The sequence below is a fragment of the Nonomuraea cavernae genome, from assembly GCF_040655715.1.
Classification (GTDB): Bacteria; Actinomycetota; Actinomycetes; order Streptosporangiales; family Streptosporangiaceae; genus Nonomuraea; species Nonomuraea cavernae_A.
On record NZ_JBFAKL010000001.1, the window covers coordinates 38,385 to 53,737 of the forward strand.

Genomic DNA, 15,353 nt, shown 5'->3' on the forward strand with positions numbered 1-15,353 from the left:
GTCGCACCGGCGACGCGCACACGCGCACCCGGCGTGATCTCACGCCGGGTGCGCGAATGCGTCAACTAGAAGACCGGTTGCCGGAAGGACGATCGTCGTTTCCGGTGCCGTAGTCGTCGGCGTAATCGGCATAGCGATCCGCCAGCTCATCGTTGAGGTCGTCGGTGTCGTCCTCACGGCCGGGGTCTCCGACCCCGAGTTCATCGCGAAGACGGTCAAGATCCGTGCCACCGCTGTTGTACTTCAGCTGGCGAGCAACCTTGACCTGCTTGGCCTTTGCTCGGCCGCGCCCCATTGGCTCGACCCCCTCGTGTGGGGTCGTCCCCGACCCCTCGTCGCTAACGCACCACACACTGACGCCGCCTGACTATGGGCGTCAGCCTATCGTTCGCCTATTACCGTACCTGTTTTGTGCCCAGCTCGGTACGTCGTATGGGCGCGGGGCGTCAGCGGCCCAGCCAAATGCCCCTAACGCGCCCGACTTCCGACATTCTGCGCTCAGCCAGCCTATCCGCTGCCACCGCCGGGGGGACGTCCTCCTCGGCCGCGATAGCGAAGATCTTCAGGGTGGTGTCGTAGATCCGCTCCGCCTTGGCCCGAGCGCGTTCCATGCTGAAGCCCTCGATCTCGTCGGCGACCTGGATCACGCCGCCGGAGTTGACCACGTAGTCGGGCGCGTAGAGGATGCCGCGCTCGGCCAGTTGCTTCTCGACGCCCGTGTGGGCCAGCTGGTTGTTGGCCGCGCCGCAGACGATCTTCGCGCGCAGCCGGTCGACCGTGTCGTCGTCGAGCGCTCCGCCCAGCGCGCAGGGCGCGAAGATGTCGAGGTCGGCCGAGGTCAGCGCCTCGGCGTCGGCCACCACGTCCACCTCGGGACGCAGCCGGCGCACCCGCTCGACGGCCTGCTCGCTGACGTCGCAGATGACCACGTCGGCGCCGTCCTCGCGGAGCAGTTCGACCAGCCGGTGGCCGACCTTGCCGACGCCCTCGACGCCGACCCGGCGTCCGAGCAGCGACGGCGTGCCGTAGACCTGCTCGGCCGAGGCCCGCATGCCCTGGAAGACGCCGTAGGCGGTCAGGATGGAGGAGTCGCCGGCGCCGCCGTGGGCCGTCGTGCGGCCGGTGACGAAGCGTGACTCGCGGGCGATGATGTCCATGTCCTCGCTGAAGGTGCCCACGTCACAGGCGGTGAGGTAGCGCCCGCCGAGCGACTCGACGAACCTGCCGTAGGCGCGCAGCAGCGCCTCGCTCTTGTCGCGACTCGGGTCGCCGATGATGACGGCCTTGCCGCCACCGAGGTCGAGCCCGGCCAGCGCGTTCTTGTAGGCCATCCCTCTCGCGAGGTTGAGCACGTCGGTGAGTGCCGCCTGCTCGCTCGCGTACGGATAGAACCTGGTGCCGCCGAGGGCGGGGCCGAGCGCGGTGTTGTGGATGGCGATGATGGCTCGCAGGCCGCTGTGCGCGTCGGCGCAGAAGACGACCTGCTCGTGCGTGTCCTTGTGGGACGGACTGAAGACGTCGGTCACTGTAGTGACTCCTGGTCCGGTCCGCCGCCTCTTCGCGGCGGAGATCGCCTCCCAGCGTAATGGCCACTACGGTGCACACCGGTGGTCTTCATGACACGATGCCTCCGTGCTGCCCTATGCCGCGTACCTCCGTGTCTACGAGCCGTTGAGCGCCTTTGCCGAGACTGAGCGGAAGGTGTGGGCCGACTACGCCGACTCGCGCGACCGCCCCCGCCGCGCCAACGCGCTCAACGCCGAGCACGGCGAGGCCGTGCTGCGCCTGCTCGGCACACCTCCGCAGCCGGTGCCCGCGCAGGAGAGCCCCAACGCCTACCTGCGGCGCGTGGAGGACCGGCTGTACGTCTGCCCCTGGCAGACCCAGTTGCGGTCGTGGCTGGCGTTCTCACGGCTGCGGGGCGGCACCCCGGTGAAGCTGATGGACCGTCTCGTCCCCAAGACCATCGCCGACCAGACCGCCGACGACTTCGACCGCTACAAGCGCACGGGCGGCTCGTCGGCGCTCCGCACCCACATCCGCACCACGGCGTGGCACGTGCCGCCCTCGTGGTTCGTGCCGTTTGATGGAAACGAGCGCTGGCTGGTGCTCGGCTCCTCGACACCGGGACAGGATGTGACGACGGCGACGGGACGCAACCTCATCTACGTCACCTCCATGGCCCAGGCCCGCAGGCGGTCGGCGCGGGCGCTGCAGGTGCTGCGCAGGCACCTGGGCGACGACGTGTCGGCCAACTTCGACGTGGAGGACGTCGCCCGCTGGCTGGAGGAGTTCCATCCGCACTCGCTGGTCGAGCTCGACTACGGCGGTCTCGTGCACCTCATGGACGACGACGCGCTCCAGGCCGACCAGTCGGTGGCCGAGCTCTCGGCGTCCCTCACCGGCCTGGACACGGGTCAAGAAGAACTTGCCTTCGCCATGTATCAGAGGGTCATCCTGCGCTGGAAGTCAATGCAACTTCTGGAATCTGCCAACTGAACCCCATTACAACCCTCTGACCTGCATGAGTCGGTCACGACTCCCGACCACTCACTTCTGCGAACTGAGTAGTTTGCCGTTTTCACTGCGATACCACGAAACGTGTCGCTAGAATCACCGAGCGTGACATCGCCACGGGGGCGGGCAGTTGGGTCAAAGAAGGGCTCGCCAATCGCTCAGCGTGGCTGTATGGTCACTTCGGGTGATGCCGCATATGAGCCAGAAAAGCCGCACGCTCTGGCACATAGGGGGACATCCGTGACACGCGCACAAGCAGTCACAGGATCGCTAAGCCGGTCCACACGGAGGAGAGGCCGCACAAATGTCAGCTCGTACACCCGAGGCCGAGCCACTGCTCACGCCCGCCGAGGTCGCGACCATGTTCAGGGTCGACCCCAAGACCGTTACGCGGTGGGCCAAGGCGGGCAAGTTGACGTCGATTCGTACCCTCGGAGGTCACCGGCGTTACCGCGAGACCGAGGTTCGGGCACTGCTGGCGGGGATTCCGCAGCAGCGCTCGGAGTAATGCCGAGGTCGTCACGAACCTCAGGGGGGTTGAACGGTGGGCCCGGCTGGACGGCCTGGTCCACCTCTGTGACGACGAAGCGTCGCAAACGGGAGTTGGCGCCGCCCGCCCGGCGCCATTTCTCCTGACCTCTACGCCGGCCGCACCCTACGCGAGTTGCTCCTGCGTCAGGAGTATCAGGAGCCGGTTGACGTCGGGGTCGTAGCCGGCGGCCACACTGAGCAGTGACACCATGTGGTCGACGAGCATCTTCTCGAGCGTGGGGCGTTCGATGTCGCGATGTTCGAGCCAGTCGAGACCCGCGGTCTCGACCGAGGCGATCCACGATCGCAGCGTGGTGCGGAGCACCGGGCTCGGCTGCTCGACCCGCATCTGCTTCTGGATGAGCCGGAAGAGGCGTTGCCGGACTCCGTCGACGATCTCGCCGACCTCCCCCGCGCGGTTGGCGGGCCCGCCGCGCAGCAGCGCGGCGAACCCCGCCGCGTGCTCCTCGACGAAGTCGAAGTAGCGAGTGAGCCCCGCTGACAGCTCGTCGAGCGGCCGGCCGCCCCCCTGCGGGCGCAGCCGCGACTCCAACTGCTCGGCCGCGCTCCTCAGCGCCGCCACATAGAGCTCCTGCTTGCCGCCGAAGTAGTGGTAGACCAGCGCCCGCGAGGCGCCCGCGGCCGAGGCGACGTCGTCGATCGAGACGTCTTCGGCATCGCGCTTGCTGAAGAGCTCCAGGGCCGCCGCCATGAGCTCCTCGCGGCGGCGGTCGACGCTCAGCCTGCGCCGCGTGGGTCGTGCGGTCTCGGCCGACTTACCGGGTGTCACCCTTGCACACTATCCGACGCGATCCCCAATAGCGGACGTGTGGCGATCCGGTCAATATCAGCCTTCCCTTACCTCAGGCCGTACCCTGCGGCTGACTCGATCGTTTGGTGAGACAGGTGCCCAACTTCGCATCGCGGGGGAGACACATGTCAGGACCGCCCGTCAAGACTTCAACTATCGCCGAGCTACGAGAGGTTGACGCACTGCCTCGTCCAAGACCCACCATCCGCAACGTCGCCGAGCGTGCGGGCGTCTCGAAATCGCTGGTCTCGCTCGTGTTACGCGGCTCCCCGCACGTGAGCGAGCATCGGCGGCAGGCCGTGCTCCAGGCGGCCCGCGAGCTCGGCTACCGGCCCAACGCGGTCGCGCGCAGCCTCGTCGAGGGCCGCACCCACCTCGTCGGCGCGCTCGTCGCCGACCTGCACAACCCGTTCTACGCCGAGTTTCTCGACGGCCTGCAGGAGAGCCTGCACGGCGACGGGCTGCGCATGCTGATCGGCAACAGCCAGTGGGACCCCGCGTTCGAGGACGAGGCCGTGGAGGCCTTCCTGGAGCTCAGGGTCGACGGGCTGGTGCTGTTAGGCATCGCCCCGACCAGCGAGACGCTGATCGAGGCGACCTCCTACACGCCGACGGTCGTCGTAGGGGAACGTGACATCGAGCTCGAAGGCGTCGACATCGTCGTCGACGACGACCAACTGGGCGCCCGCCTGGCCATCGACCACCTGGTCGACCTGGGCCACAAGCGCATCGCGCACATCGAGGGCCCGCGCCCGTCACGGTGCGAGGGCTACCTCGTGGCGATGCGCAGGCACGCCCTCGCCCCGTACATCATGGTCGAGGCCGCGTCCTCGTCCGAGGAGGGCGGCAGGGAGGCGGCGCACGCCCTGCTGACTCGGGATCCACGGCCCTCGGCGATCTTCGCCGCCAACGACATGGTGGCGCTCGGCGTGCTGTCGGCCGCCGGCGACCTTGGCCTGCGGGTGCCCGACGACCTGTCGGTGGTCGGCTACGACAACACCCACCTGTCGGCGTCGCACCACATCTCGCTCACGTCCGTCGACCAGCCGCGCCGCACCATGGGCCGGTCGGCGGCGGCACTGCTCAGCGACCGGATCGGAGATCCCGCCAAGGTCGCGAGGCTACGCCAGGTGACACCCGAGCTGATCGTACGGCGCAGCACGGGACCCGTCTAAGAACAGCCAAAGGCTCGGTCAACTCGCCCGGCATCCTCCACGTACGGCGGTTTACTCGCCAGGGTCATGCAAAGTGTGGCCGAATATCGTTCGGTCACGATCTGATCCGGGGGAACGGTCATGCGTGATCCAGAACTGGTGTCCTGCGCCCAACGGGCGGCGGCCGAACTCGAGCGGGCCTGGGGCTACTGGCGGGCGGGCAGGGGGCTCGGCGCCGACGCCGAGTCCGTGGCCAGCTACGTCGCCCACTCCCTCGACCACCCGTGGGGCCGCCCCCGCGTCGTGCTCGGCCTCGACGCCGAGGACGCGCGGGAGCTGGCCGCGCTGCTCCAGCGGCAGGAGGTCGGCGAACGCGTCTGGTGAGAACCGGCCCTGGCGTAAGTTGGAAGCCATGCGTCCACTTCCAGCCAGCGTCCTCGCCGCCTGCGGCCTGATCGCCTCCGCGTGCGGCGCCGCCGCCTCCGGTGGCTCCGCGGCAGGTCAGGCCGACGCGCCGGCCCCGGTCACCGCAGCGCCCGCGCCGGCGGCGGCCGCCGCCGCCGTGGCCAACCCGCTCGACGGCAAGGTGATCGTCCTCGATCCCGGTCACAACGGTGGCAACTACCGCAATCCCGCAGCCGTCAACCGCAAGGTGAACGTGCTGACCCAGTGGAAGGCCTGCGACACCACCGGCACACAGACCAACGGCGGCTACACCGAGGCCGCCTTCACCTGGGACATCGCCAACCGGACCGCCAAGATCCTCAAGAGCCGGGGCGCCAAGGTCAAGCTGACCAGGTCCGACAACAACAGCGTGGGACCGTGCATCACCGAGCGGGCCGCGATCGGCAACCAGGCCAAGGCCAACGCGGTCATCTCCATCCACGCCGACGGGAGCGCCCCGGGCAACCGCGGGTTCCACGTGATCATGCCCAAGAAGATCAACGGGCCGGTCGACCCGGTCGTGGCCGACTCCCGCAGGCTGGGGGTCGACATCCGCGACGCCTACCGCAAGGGCACCGGTCTGCCCTACTCGACCTACATCGGCAGCAAGGCGCTCGACTTCCGCAACGACCTCGGCGGGCTCAACCTGTCGGCCGTGCCGAAGGTCTTCATCGAGACCGGCAACATGAAGAACCCCGCCGAGGCGGCGAAGCTCAGCGATCCGAAGTTCCGGGAGCGGATCGCTCTGGCGTTGGCGAACGGTCTGCAGCGATACTTCACCTCGTGATCCCCCAGCCACGCCTGCTCAGGCCCCTCTCCGCCTCGTACGAGCTGCCCCGTGGCGCCACCGTGTCGGGGCCGGCCGAGCTGGCCGGCGCCGTACGCGTGGCGCTTCCCGGGCTCGACCTGCTACCCGGTGACTCGGGGGCGGTCGACCTGCGGCACGACCCGGCGCTCGGGCCCGAGGCGTACAAGATGGTCGTGGGGTCGCGCGGGGTGGAGATCACCGCGGGTGGGCGGGCCGGGGCGTTCTACGCCGGTCAGTCGCTGCACCAGCTGCTGCCCGACGCGTCCTATCGGTTCTCGGCGAGCGCGGCCTGGACTGTTCCCGGGGTGCGGATCGAGGACTCCCCCCGGTTCGCCTGGCGGGGGCTGCACCTGGACGTGGCCCGGCACTTCTTCCCCAAGCGGGAGGTCCTGCGCCTGATCGACCTGATGGCCGTGCACAAGCTCAACCGGCTCCACCTGCACCTGGCCGACGACCAGGGATGGCGGGTGGAGAGCAGGGCCTACCCGCTGCTGAACGAGGTCTCCTCGCACCGGCCGCGCACCGTGACCGACCTGCGCGGCGACCCGCGGACCTACGACGATCTGCCGCACGGCGGCTGCTACTCGCTCGACGACCTGACCGAACTGGCCGCCTACGGGCGGGCTCGCGAGGTCGTGATCGTGCCCGAGATCGACGTGCCCGGTCACGCCTCGGCCATCCTGGCCGCCTACCCCGCGCTGGGGGCCACCGGCGAGCGCCACGAGGTGCTCGACCACTGGGGCATCTCCCCCGCGATCCTCTCGCCGCTGCCGCCCACGGTCGAGTTCCTGGCCACGATCTTCGACGAGCTGATCGGCGCCCTCGGCGAGACGCCCTACGTGCACATCGGCGGCGACGAGGTGGTGCTCGACCACTGGGCGGCCTCGCCCGAGATCACCGCCTACCGCGACTCGCTGGGGCTGGGCTCCATGAGCGCGCTGCAGTCGTGGTTCCTGCGGCGGCTCGCCGACCTGCTGGCCGAGCGGGGCTCGCGCGCGGTCGTCTGGGACGAGGCGTTCGTCAGCGGCGGGCTGCGCCAGGACACCCTGGTCATGCCGTGGCGCGGCATGGAGGTCGGCCGGCGCGCCGCCTCGGCCGGCCACGACGTGGTGGCGACGCCGGTGTTCCCGCTCTACTTCGACTACGCGGAGTCGACCTCCGAGGACGAGCCCAGGGCCCTCGGCGACGTGATCACGGTGGCCGACGTGGCTGCCTTCGCCCCCGCTCCGGATGACTGGACGGACGAGGAGCGCGCTCGTGTCGTCGGGGTCCAGGCGCAGCTCTGGAGCGAGTACATCCCCGACGCCGGCACGCTCGACTATCGTGCCTGGCCCCGGGGGTGCGCGCTGGCCGAGGTGGCCTGGCTCGGCGAGGCGGGCGAGGGCCTCACCGAGCGGCTCAAGGCGCACCTGGGCCGGCTCGACGCCCTCGACGTGCGGTATCGCCCCCTCGACGGGCCCCGCCCGTGGCAGCGGCGCAGGCCACACCGGCCCAGCTCGTACACGATGACCGAGCTCATGGAGCGCCTCGACCAGATGACCCACGACGCGGAGTCGACCCGTCCCAGCGTCTAGTGTCCCGCGCCTGACATTCGCCTGCGTGCTTCATCGGCGTGGTTTCGTCGGCGACGTCGGGCGCGGCGAACAGGCACATAAACATCACATAAACAGATTCGCTTAACGCATGCTTAACCGGGTTCAGTTAGAAATCCGGCATGGCGAAATTCAGATTATTGATTGCCGCTGTTCCCCTGGTGTGCGCGGCGGCCTGCGGCGCGCAGCCGTCGTCCACCGGGGTCGCGTCGGCCGGTGGCGGCACGGCGTCCGCGAGCCCCGCGAAAGCGCAGGGCGACGCGGTGAAGTACGCCCAGTGCATGCGGGAGCACGGCGTCGAAATGGACGATCCCGGCACCGACGGTAAGATCAAGATGAAGATGCCCGCAGGCGGCGAGGCGGCGCTGAAAGAGGCCCAGGAGGCATGCAAGCAGTACGCCCCGGTCATGGCCGGGAAAGGCGCCGCTGAAATTCCCGCCGCGGATCAGGCCAAATTCATCGCCTACGCGAAATGCATGCGGGAACACGGCGTCAAGATGCCGGACCCGAAATTCGACGGCGGCCAGGCCGCGATGGGCGTGCCCGCGGAGGCGGGAGTCTCCCCCGAGTCGCCGGTGATGAAGAACGCCGACAAGGCCTGCAAACCGCTGCTTCCCCAGCCCGGTGACCAGTGAAGCGTCGCCTCGCCCTCCTGGGCGCGGTCGTGGCGGGGTGCGCGGTCGTGGCGCTGGTCGCCACCCGCGACGACGCGGCGCCCGTGTCCGCCTCGACCGCCGCGCCCGCCGGGACGGCCGACATCACCCGATCCGACCTCGTGGACCACAAGGCCGTTCCGGGCACTCTCGGCTACGCCGAGCGCCGCGCCCTGCCCAACCAGGCGCGTGGCGTGATCACAAAGACCAGGCCGGAGGGCGCTGTGATCCGCCGGTGCGGCTGGATCTATGAGGTCGCTGGCAAGCCCGTACTCCTCATGTACGGCGAGACGCCCATTTATCGACAAATGTCGCAAGGAACCACGGGCAAGGACGTCAAGCAGCTCGAAACCAACCTCAAGGCCCTCGGCCACGATCCGGGGAAGGTCGACAACACCTTCACCGCGGAGACGGCGAAGGCGGTCAAGGCCTGGCAGGGCAAGAGCGGCCTGGGCAGAACCGGCCGCGTGGACGGATCCCAGGTGATCGTGGCAACGGGTCCCATCCGCATCGCCGAGATGACCGGCGCGAAAGGCGATCCGGCCGGCCGGTCGGCCGTCACGGCGACCGGCACGAGGCTGATCGTCCACATCGATCTGGCGGCGACCAGCCAGCACCTGGCCAGACTGGAGGCGAAGGTCGACCTGGAGAGCCTGACAGGTGACCAGGCCACCGGCCGTGTCACGTCGATCGGCAGCGTCGCCCGGCAGCCGGAGCGGCCGGGCGGTGAGCCGACCATCGACGTCGAGGTGAGCCTGGATGGCGAGCTCAAGGGGTTCGACCAGGCGCCGGTCTCCGTGTCCATGCGGAGCGAGGTGCGTCCCGGCGTCCTGTCCGTCCCGGTCGAGGCGCTCCTCGCGCTGCGCGAGGGAGGGTACGGCGTCCGCGTCGTCGAGGGCGCGGGCAAGCGCATCGCCAAGGTGCGGACCGGCATGTTCGCCTCCGGACGCGTGGAGATCACCGGCGACCGGCTGCAGCCCGGGATGAAGGTCGAGGTGCCCGGTGATTGAGCTGATCGGCGCCGAGAAGACCTACCCCGGCGGGGTTCGCGCGCTGCGCGGCGTGGATCTGAAGGTGGAGGCGGGAGAGCTGGTGGCGATCGTCGGCCCCTCCGGCTCCGGCAAGTCCACGATGCTGCATCTGATCGGCACCCTGGATCGGCCATCGGCCGGGACCGTGCGCATCGCGGGACACGACGTCGCCGAACTCGACGACAACGGCTTGTCGGAGCTGCGCGCCCGGCACATCGGCTTCGTCTTCCAGTCCTTCCACCTGTCCGACGGCCTGAGCGCGCTGGACAACGTGGCCGACGGCCTGCTCTACGCGGGCGTACGGCGGAGCGAGCGCACCGAGCGGGCGGCCGTCGCGCTGCGGCGGGTGGGGCTCGGTCACCGGCTGGATCACCGGCCGAACCAGCTCTCCGGTGGCGAGAAGCAGCGGGTCGCCGTGGCCAGAGCCGTCGTGGGAGAGCCCGTGCTGCTGCTCGCCGACGAGCCCACCGGAAATCTGGACAGCATCTCGGGAGCCGAGGTGCTGTCGATCCTTCGCGAGCTGAACGGGTCGGGCACCACCGTCGCGATCATCACCCACGACACCGAGGTGGCCGTCGCGGCGCCCAGACGGATCCGGCTACGGGACGGGCGGATCGAATGAGACTCGCGGCATCGGACGTCATCCGGGTGGGCGCGGAAGGGCTGCGCTCCCGCCCCGCCCGGGCGCTGCTGTCGGCGCTGGGCATCGCGATCGGCATCGCCACCATGGTGGCCGTGGTGGGCATCTCCTCCAGCAGCAGGGCGGACCTGCTCAACCAGTTGGACCAGCTCGGCACCAATCTGCTGCGGGTCTCACCCGGCGACACCATGTTCGGCGACGGCGCCCACCTGCCGAAGACCTCGACCGAGATGGTCAAGGGCATCGGGCCGGTGGAATCCGTGGCCTCCACCGGGTTGATCAGCGTGTCGGCCTACCGCACGGACCGCATTCCGGTCACCAACACGGGCGCGATCCTGGTGCAGGCCGCGACGGCCGACCTGCTCCAGACGCTCAAGACCTCGGTGCGCCACGGCGTCTGGCTCAACCCGGCGACCGAGCGGCAGCGGGCCGTCGTCCTCGGTGCGCTGGCCGCCGACCGGCTCGGCCTTGAGACGGGCGGGCAGGTGTGGATCGGCGGGCAGTGGTGGACCGTGATCGGCGTGCTCGACAGCTCGACCCTGGCCGGCGAGATCGACAGATCTGTGCTTGTCGGCTTCGCCGCGGCAGAGCACTACCTGGCCTTCGACGGATATCCGACCACCATCTACACGCGGGCGGACAACGACCACATCCTCGACGTCCGCGACGTGCTGTCCAGAACGGCGAACCCGGAGCATCCGGAGGAGGTCAAGGTCAGCCGGCCGTCCGACGCCCTGGCCGCGCGGGCGGCGGCCGCGGGCGCCTTCACCGGCCTCCTGCTGGGGGTCGGGGCGGTCGCCCTGCTGGTCGGCGGGGTCGGCGTGGCCAACACGATGGTCATCTCGGTGCTTGAGCGGCGGCGGGAGATCGGCCTGCGGCGGGCGCTGGGGGCCAGGCGCGGCCACGTGCGCACCCAGTTCCTGACCGAGTCGCTGCTGCTGTCCGGCCTGGGCGGAGCGGTGGGCGCGGTGTGCGGGGCCGGGGTCACGATCGGCTTCGCGGCCGTACGGGACATGCCCGCCGTGGTGCCCCTGTGGGCCATGGGCGGCGGCCTGGCGGCGACGCTCCTGGTGGGGGTCGTGGCGGGGATCTATCCGGCCATGCGAGCGGCCAGGATGCCACCGACGCTGGCGCTCGCGACCACCTGACGCCCCCTCTCAGGGGCTTAACCCACCTCTTACGGTTCGTCGTGGATCATTTCCCGCATGCGGGTGCTCATTGCCGAGGACGAACGCGTCCTCGCCGAGGTCGTGGCGACGGGCCTCCGGAAGGAGGCGATGGCGGTGGACGTCGTCCATGACGGCTCCGCCGCCGTCGAGCGGGCCATGACCAACGACTACGACGTGATCGTCCTGGACCGGGATCTACCGTCCATCCAGGGCGACGACGTGTGCCGCACGCTGGCCGCGGAGCGGATCCCGTCGCGGATCATCATGCTGACGGCGGCGAGCGATCTGCGCTCCAAGGTCGAGGGGCTGGGCCTCGGCGCCGACGACTACCTGACCAAACCCTTCGACTTCCCCGAACTCGTGGCCCGCCTGCGCGCACTCGCCCGCCGTACACCGCGGGCGGTGCCGCCCGTGCTGGTACGCGCCGGACTGAGCCTGGATCCCGGCCGCCGCCAGGTCTTCAGGGATGCGCGATATGTGGCGCTCAGCCCCAAGGAGTTCGCCGTGCTGGAGATACTCATGCGGGCCGAGGGCACCGTGGTGAGCGCTGAGGGGCTGCTGGAGAAGGCATGGGACGAGAACATCAACTACTTCACGAACTCGGTGCGGATGACGGTGATGACCCTGCGGAAGAAGCTCGGCCAGCCGCCGGTGATCGAGACCGTGCCCGGCGCGGGTTACCGCATCTGACCGGCCGGCGGATGCCGGTCCGCTGGCGGCTGACCCTCACCTACGGGAGTCTCTTCTTCCTCGCCGCCGGCATCCTGGTGGCGATCAACTACGTCGTGGTCAACCAGATCCTCAACCAGCAGGTCCTCGCCGAGGGAGCCTTCGTACGGCCGGCCGGGACCGAGGCGCCGACCCCGCCACCGGGATCCGGCAGAGCGATCATGGTGTCGTCGGTCAACGACCAGATCGGGCGTTATCGGGAGCAGGTGATGAGCTGGCTGCTGAGTTGGTCCCTGCTGGCGACCGCCATCGTGGGGCTCGCCGGTCTGGCGGCCGGCTGGTTCATCGCCCGGCGGGCGATGACTCCGCTGCTCACCGTCACCGAGACCGCCAGGAAACTGTCGGGAGAGACGCTGCACCGCAGGATCTCGCTCGGCGGGCCGCACGACGAGATCAAGGAGCTGGCCGACACCTTCGACTCCATGCTGGAACGGCTCGACCGGGCTTTCGACGGCCAGCGGCGGTTCGTGGCCAACGTCTCGCACGAACTCAGGACACCCCTGGCGATCAGCAGGGCGCTGCTCCAGGTCTCCCTCGCCGATGACGCCCTCCCCCGGCCGCTCCGCCCCGTCCGTGACGAACTGCTCGCCGCGAACGGCAGGCAGGAGCGCCTGATCGAGGGGCTGCTCCTGCTGACCCAGAGCGAGCGGGAGCTGACCACGCGGGAGCCGGTGGATCTGCGCGACCTGGCCGACCGTCCCGATCTGGAGTCCGCTCCCACGGTCGGCGACCCGGTCCTGCTGGAGCGGATGATCGCCAATCTCGTGGACAACGCGACCAAGTACAACGACGAGCGCGGCCTGATCGAGGTCCGCACCGCCACGCTGGGCGACCATGTCGCTCTCACCGTCGAGAACACCGGGCCGGCGGTGGCGGCCGCGCAGGTCGCGCGGCTCTTCGAGCCCTTCAGCAGGCTCGAACGCGATCGCGTCGGTTCGGCTTCCGGCGCCGGGCTGGGGCTGTCGATCGTCCGGGCGATCGCCCGGGCACATGGAGGTACGGCCGTCGCCACGCCTCGTCCGGAGGGCGGCCTGAGCGTGACCGTCACGCTGCCCAGAGCCCGAGCCGGCCTCCCCGCCGGCTAGCTCCCGGGTGGGCGCTCGTTGAGGATGCGCTGGAAGAGCCGGTGGTCCTGCCACGAGCCGTCGATGTGCAGGTAGCGCGGGGCGACGCCGATGGGCTCGAACCCCGCCTTGTCCAGCACTCGCTGGGAGGCCACGTTGTCCAGCAGGGTGACCGCCTGAACCCGGTGCAGGCGCAGGTGCTCGTCGGCCACCCGGCAGGCCGCCAGCGTGGCCGCGGTCGCGAGACCGCGGCCGTTGTACCGGGCGTCGACCCAGTAGCCCAGGTGGGCGTTGCGGTAGGCGCCGAGGACGATGTCGTTCAGGTTGAGGCAGCCGACGACGGTGTCGCCGTCGGCGAGCACGTACGGCACCAGGCGTCCGGTGCTTCGTTGCTCCAGTTGGTCCTGCACCCGGGCGGCCTGACCCTCCGGGGTGAAGAAGTCGTCGGGACGGTCAGGGTCCCAGCGGCGCAGGTGCTCACGGTTGCGGGTGTACGCCTCGGCGAGGGCCTCCGCGTCGTCGACCGCGAGCGGACGCAGGACGACGCCGTCAACCAGTGGGAAGTTCACCGTCCCACCCTAGGACCCGCGCCACACCTCCGCACCGCACCACCGGTTTCAGGCGGTGCCGTCTCAGGCGGTGCCGTCTCAGGCGGTGCCGTCTCAGGCGGTGCGGCCGATGATCTCGGTGATGGAGGTCAGGCGGTGGCGGCGTACGCGGCGTGACAGCTGCCGGTGGATGCGCGAGGCCCACAGCGGACCGCCGTAGATCCAGCCGGTGTAGCCCTGCACGAGCGTGGCACCGGCGAGCAGCCGCTCCCACACGTCGTCGACGTCCTCCACGCCGCCCACGGAGACGAGGGTGAGCCGGTCGCCGACGCGGGCCCGCAGCCGGCGCAACACCTCCAGCGAGCGCTCCTTGAGCGGCCGCCCCGACAGGCCGCCGGTCTCGCCGCCGTGCCTGATCGTGGTGTTGGTCGCGATGATGCCGTCGAGGCCCAGCTCCAGCGCCAGGTCGGCCACCGCGTCCACGTCGTCGTCGGCCAGGTCGGGGGCGATCTTCACCAGGAGCGGGGTGCGGCGGGCGGTGCCGTCGGCGACCTCCTTGACCGCGCTCAGCAGCGGCCGGAGCAGCTCCACTGCCTGCAGGTCGCGCAGCCCGGGCGTGTTGGGCGAGCTGACGTTGACCACGAGATAGTCGGCCAGCGGCGCCAGCTCCTTGGCGCTCTCCACGTAGTCGGCCGCGGCCCGCGCCTCCGGCACGACCTTGGTCTTGCCGATGTTGACCCCCACCACGACCGGCAGCCCGCGCGGGCGGCGCAGGCGGCGGGCGGCGGCGACGGCCCCCTCGTTGTTGAAGCCCATCCGGTTGATGACGGCCCGCTCCCGCACCAGCCTGAACAGCCGAGGCCGGGGGTTGCCGGGCTGGCCGTGGGCGGTGATGGTGCCGACCTCGACATGGCCGAAGCCGAGCGCGGCGATGCCCTCGGCGCAGGCGGCGTCCTTGTCGAAGCCGGCGGCCAGGCCCAGCGGCCCGGGGAAGTGCACGCCGAACGCGCTGATCCGAAGGGCCGGGTCACGCGGCGCGAGCCGCCGGTGCAGCAGGCGCTTGACCAGCGGCAGCGTCGAGAGGACCGCGAGGGTCCGGACGGTCAGGTGGTGCACGGCCTCGGCGTCGAAACGTCGCAAGACCTGCGTGAATACGAGGCGATACATCAGGAGGTCAGGCTACCAACCCGGCGTGGTGCGCGATGATCGCGGCCCGCCCGGGTACGCGACCTGTATGGGACCTGTGAGAATCCAACGCGTCTATGACCACGAACCCGCCGAGGGGACGGTGTTCCTGGTCGACCGGCTCTGGCCGCGCGGCGTTCGCAAGGCCGACCTGCACCTGGACGGCTGGCTGAAGGACCTCGCGCCCGCGACCGAGCTGCGCCAGTGGTTCGGCCACCGCCCCGAGCGTTTCCAGGAGTTCGCCTCCCGCTACCGGGCCCAGCTCGACCAGCATCCCGAGGCCCTGCGGCCCCTGCTGGAGGCGGCCAGGCGCGGCCCGGTGACGCTGCTCTACGCGGCCAAGGACACCGAGCACAACGAGGCCCGCGTGCTGTGCGACCACGTCCGGAAGCTGCTCGCCGGATCGTCGGCCGGAGCACGAAAGGGGGCAGGACATCAGGACGAGGGCGGCGGTCAGGGGTAGCGCCGGGCGGGCGG

The 15,353-nt window shown here is 70.1% G+C and carries 18 protein-coding genes; 13 read left to right on the forward strand and 5 right to left on the reverse strand.

What is annotated here, in order from left to right:
- Positions 1-61: 61 nt before the first annotated feature.
- Together AB0I38_RS00180 and AB0I38_RS00185 are read right to left on the reverse strand one after the other, a co-directional pair.
- Complete coding sequence (locus tag AB0I38_RS00180; RefSeq protein ID WP_358459343.1) at positions 62-295, reverse strand: DUF3073 domain-containing protein; 234 nt, start codon at positions 293-295, stop codon at positions 62-64.
- Positions 296-446: 151 nt separating this feature from the next.
- The gene (locus AB0I38_RS00185; RefSeq protein ID WP_358459346.1) at positions 447-1,526 is read right to left on the reverse strand and encodes a Glu/Leu/Phe/Val family dehydrogenase; all 1,080 of its coding nucleotides are present in this window, start codon (positions 1,524-1,526) and stop codon (positions 447-449) included.
- Between the two features lie 106 nt (positions 1,527-1,632).
- On the opposite strand from AB0I38_RS00185, the gene AB0I38_RS00190 reads away from it, so the two are divergent.
- Together AB0I38_RS00190 and bldC are read left to right on the forward strand one after the other, a co-directional pair.
- Complete coding sequence (locus AB0I38_RS00190; protein ID WP_358459349.1) at positions 1,633-2,499, forward strand: hypothetical protein; 867 nt, start codon at positions 1,633-1,635, stop codon at positions 2,497-2,499.
- Positions 2,500-2,821: 322 nt separating this feature from the next.
- Positions 2,822-3,025: a developmental transcriptional regulator BldC gene (gene bldC, locus AB0I38_RS00195; RefSeq protein ID WP_013133571.1), complete on the forward strand. Its 204-nt coding sequence runs from the start codon at positions 2,822-2,824 to the stop codon at positions 3,023-3,025.
- Between the two features lie 147 nt (positions 3,026-3,172).
- Here the strand turns inward: bldC and AB0I38_RS00200 are convergent, their stop codons facing one another.
- The gene (locus AB0I38_RS00200) at positions 3,173-3,838 is read right to left on the reverse strand and encodes a TetR/AcrR family transcriptional regulator (RefSeq protein ID WP_358459352.1); all 666 of its coding nucleotides are present in this window, start codon (positions 3,836-3,838) and stop codon (positions 3,173-3,175) included.
- 146 nt (positions 3,839-3,984) lie between these two features.
- Between AB0I38_RS00200 and AB0I38_RS00205 the strand changes: the two genes are divergently transcribed.
- The 10 genes from AB0I38_RS00205 (at position 3,985) to AB0I38_RS00250 (ending at position 13,164) form a co-directional block, all read left to right on the forward strand.
- Positions 3,985-5,034, forward strand: coding sequence for a LacI family DNA-binding transcriptional regulator (locus AB0I38_RS00205; RefSeq protein WP_358459355.1), 1,050 nt, complete (start codon positions 3,985-3,987; stop codon positions 5,032-5,034).
- A 120-nt stretch (positions 5,035-5,154) separates the two neighbouring features.
- Entirely contained in the window at positions 5,155-5,397 is a 243-nt protein-coding gene (locus AB0I38_RS00210) for a hypothetical protein (RefSeq protein WP_358459358.1), read from the forward strand.
- Positions 5,398-5,425: 28 nt separating this feature from the next.
- The gene (locus tag AB0I38_RS00215; protein WP_358459361.1) at positions 5,426-6,244 is read left to right on the forward strand and encodes an N-acetylmuramoyl-L-alanine amidase; all 819 of its coding nucleotides are present in this window, start codon (positions 5,426-5,428) and stop codon (positions 6,242-6,244) included.
- Complete coding sequence (locus AB0I38_RS00220) at positions 6,241-7,839, forward strand: beta-N-acetylhexosaminidase (RefSeq protein ID WP_358459364.1); 1,599 nt, start codon at positions 6,241-6,243, stop codon at positions 7,837-7,839. The genes AB0I38_RS00215 and AB0I38_RS00220 overlap by 4 nt, the downstream gene beginning before the upstream one ends.
- 140 nt (positions 7,840-7,979) lie before the next feature.
- A complete protein-coding gene (locus AB0I38_RS00225; protein WP_358459367.1) occupies positions 7,980-8,492 on the forward strand; it encodes a hypothetical protein in 513 nt (170 codons plus the stop codon).
- The gene (locus AB0I38_RS00230) at positions 8,489-9,520 is read left to right on the forward strand and encodes a peptidoglycan-binding protein (protein WP_358459370.1); all 1,032 of its coding nucleotides are present in this window, start codon (positions 8,489-8,491) and stop codon (positions 9,518-9,520) included. Before AB0I38_RS00225 ends, AB0I38_RS00230 begins: the two co-directional genes overlap by 4 nt.
- Complete coding sequence (locus AB0I38_RS00235; protein ID WP_358459373.1) at positions 9,513-10,163, forward strand: ABC transporter ATP-binding protein; 651 nt, start codon at positions 9,513-9,515, stop codon at positions 10,161-10,163. Before AB0I38_RS00230 ends, AB0I38_RS00235 begins: the two co-directional genes overlap by 8 nt.
- Entirely contained in the window at positions 10,160-11,329 is a 1,170-nt protein-coding gene (locus AB0I38_RS00240; RefSeq protein WP_358459376.1) for an ABC transporter permease, read from the forward strand. Before AB0I38_RS00235 ends, AB0I38_RS00240 begins: the two co-directional genes overlap by 4 nt.
- A 57-nt stretch (positions 11,330-11,386) precedes the next feature.
- A complete protein-coding gene (locus AB0I38_RS00245; protein WP_358459379.1) occupies positions 11,387-12,040 on the forward strand; it encodes a response regulator transcription factor in 654 nt (217 codons plus the stop codon).
- 11 nt (positions 12,041-12,051) lie between these two features.
- On the forward strand, positions 12,052-13,164 hold the full coding sequence (locus tag AB0I38_RS00250; RefSeq protein ID WP_358459382.1) for a sensor histidine kinase: 1,113 nt from the start codon (positions 12,052-12,054) through the stop codon (positions 13,162-13,164).
- On the opposite strand, the gene AB0I38_RS00255 is transcribed toward AB0I38_RS00250, so the two are convergent.
- The gene (locus AB0I38_RS00255; protein WP_358459385.1) at positions 13,161-13,712 is read right to left on the reverse strand and encodes a GNAT family N-acetyltransferase; all 552 of its coding nucleotides are present in this window, start codon (positions 13,710-13,712) and stop codon (positions 13,161-13,163) included. The two genes, AB0I38_RS00250 and AB0I38_RS00255, sit on opposite strands and share 4 nt — an antisense overlap.
- A 93-nt stretch (positions 13,713-13,805) precedes the next feature.
- Positions 13,806-14,858, reverse strand: a complete 1,053-nt coding sequence (locus AB0I38_RS00260) for a quinone-dependent dihydroorotate dehydrogenase (protein WP_358459388.1) — start codon at positions 14,856-14,858, stop codon at positions 13,806-13,808.
- Between the two features lie 67 nt (positions 14,859-14,925).
- On the opposite strand from AB0I38_RS00260, the gene AB0I38_RS00265 reads away from it, so the two are divergent.
- On the forward strand, positions 14,926-15,339 hold the full coding sequence (locus AB0I38_RS00265) for a DUF488 domain-containing protein (RefSeq protein ID WP_358459391.1): 414 nt from the start codon (positions 14,926-14,928) through the stop codon (positions 15,337-15,339).
- Positions 15,340-15,353: the final 14 nt, after the last annotated feature.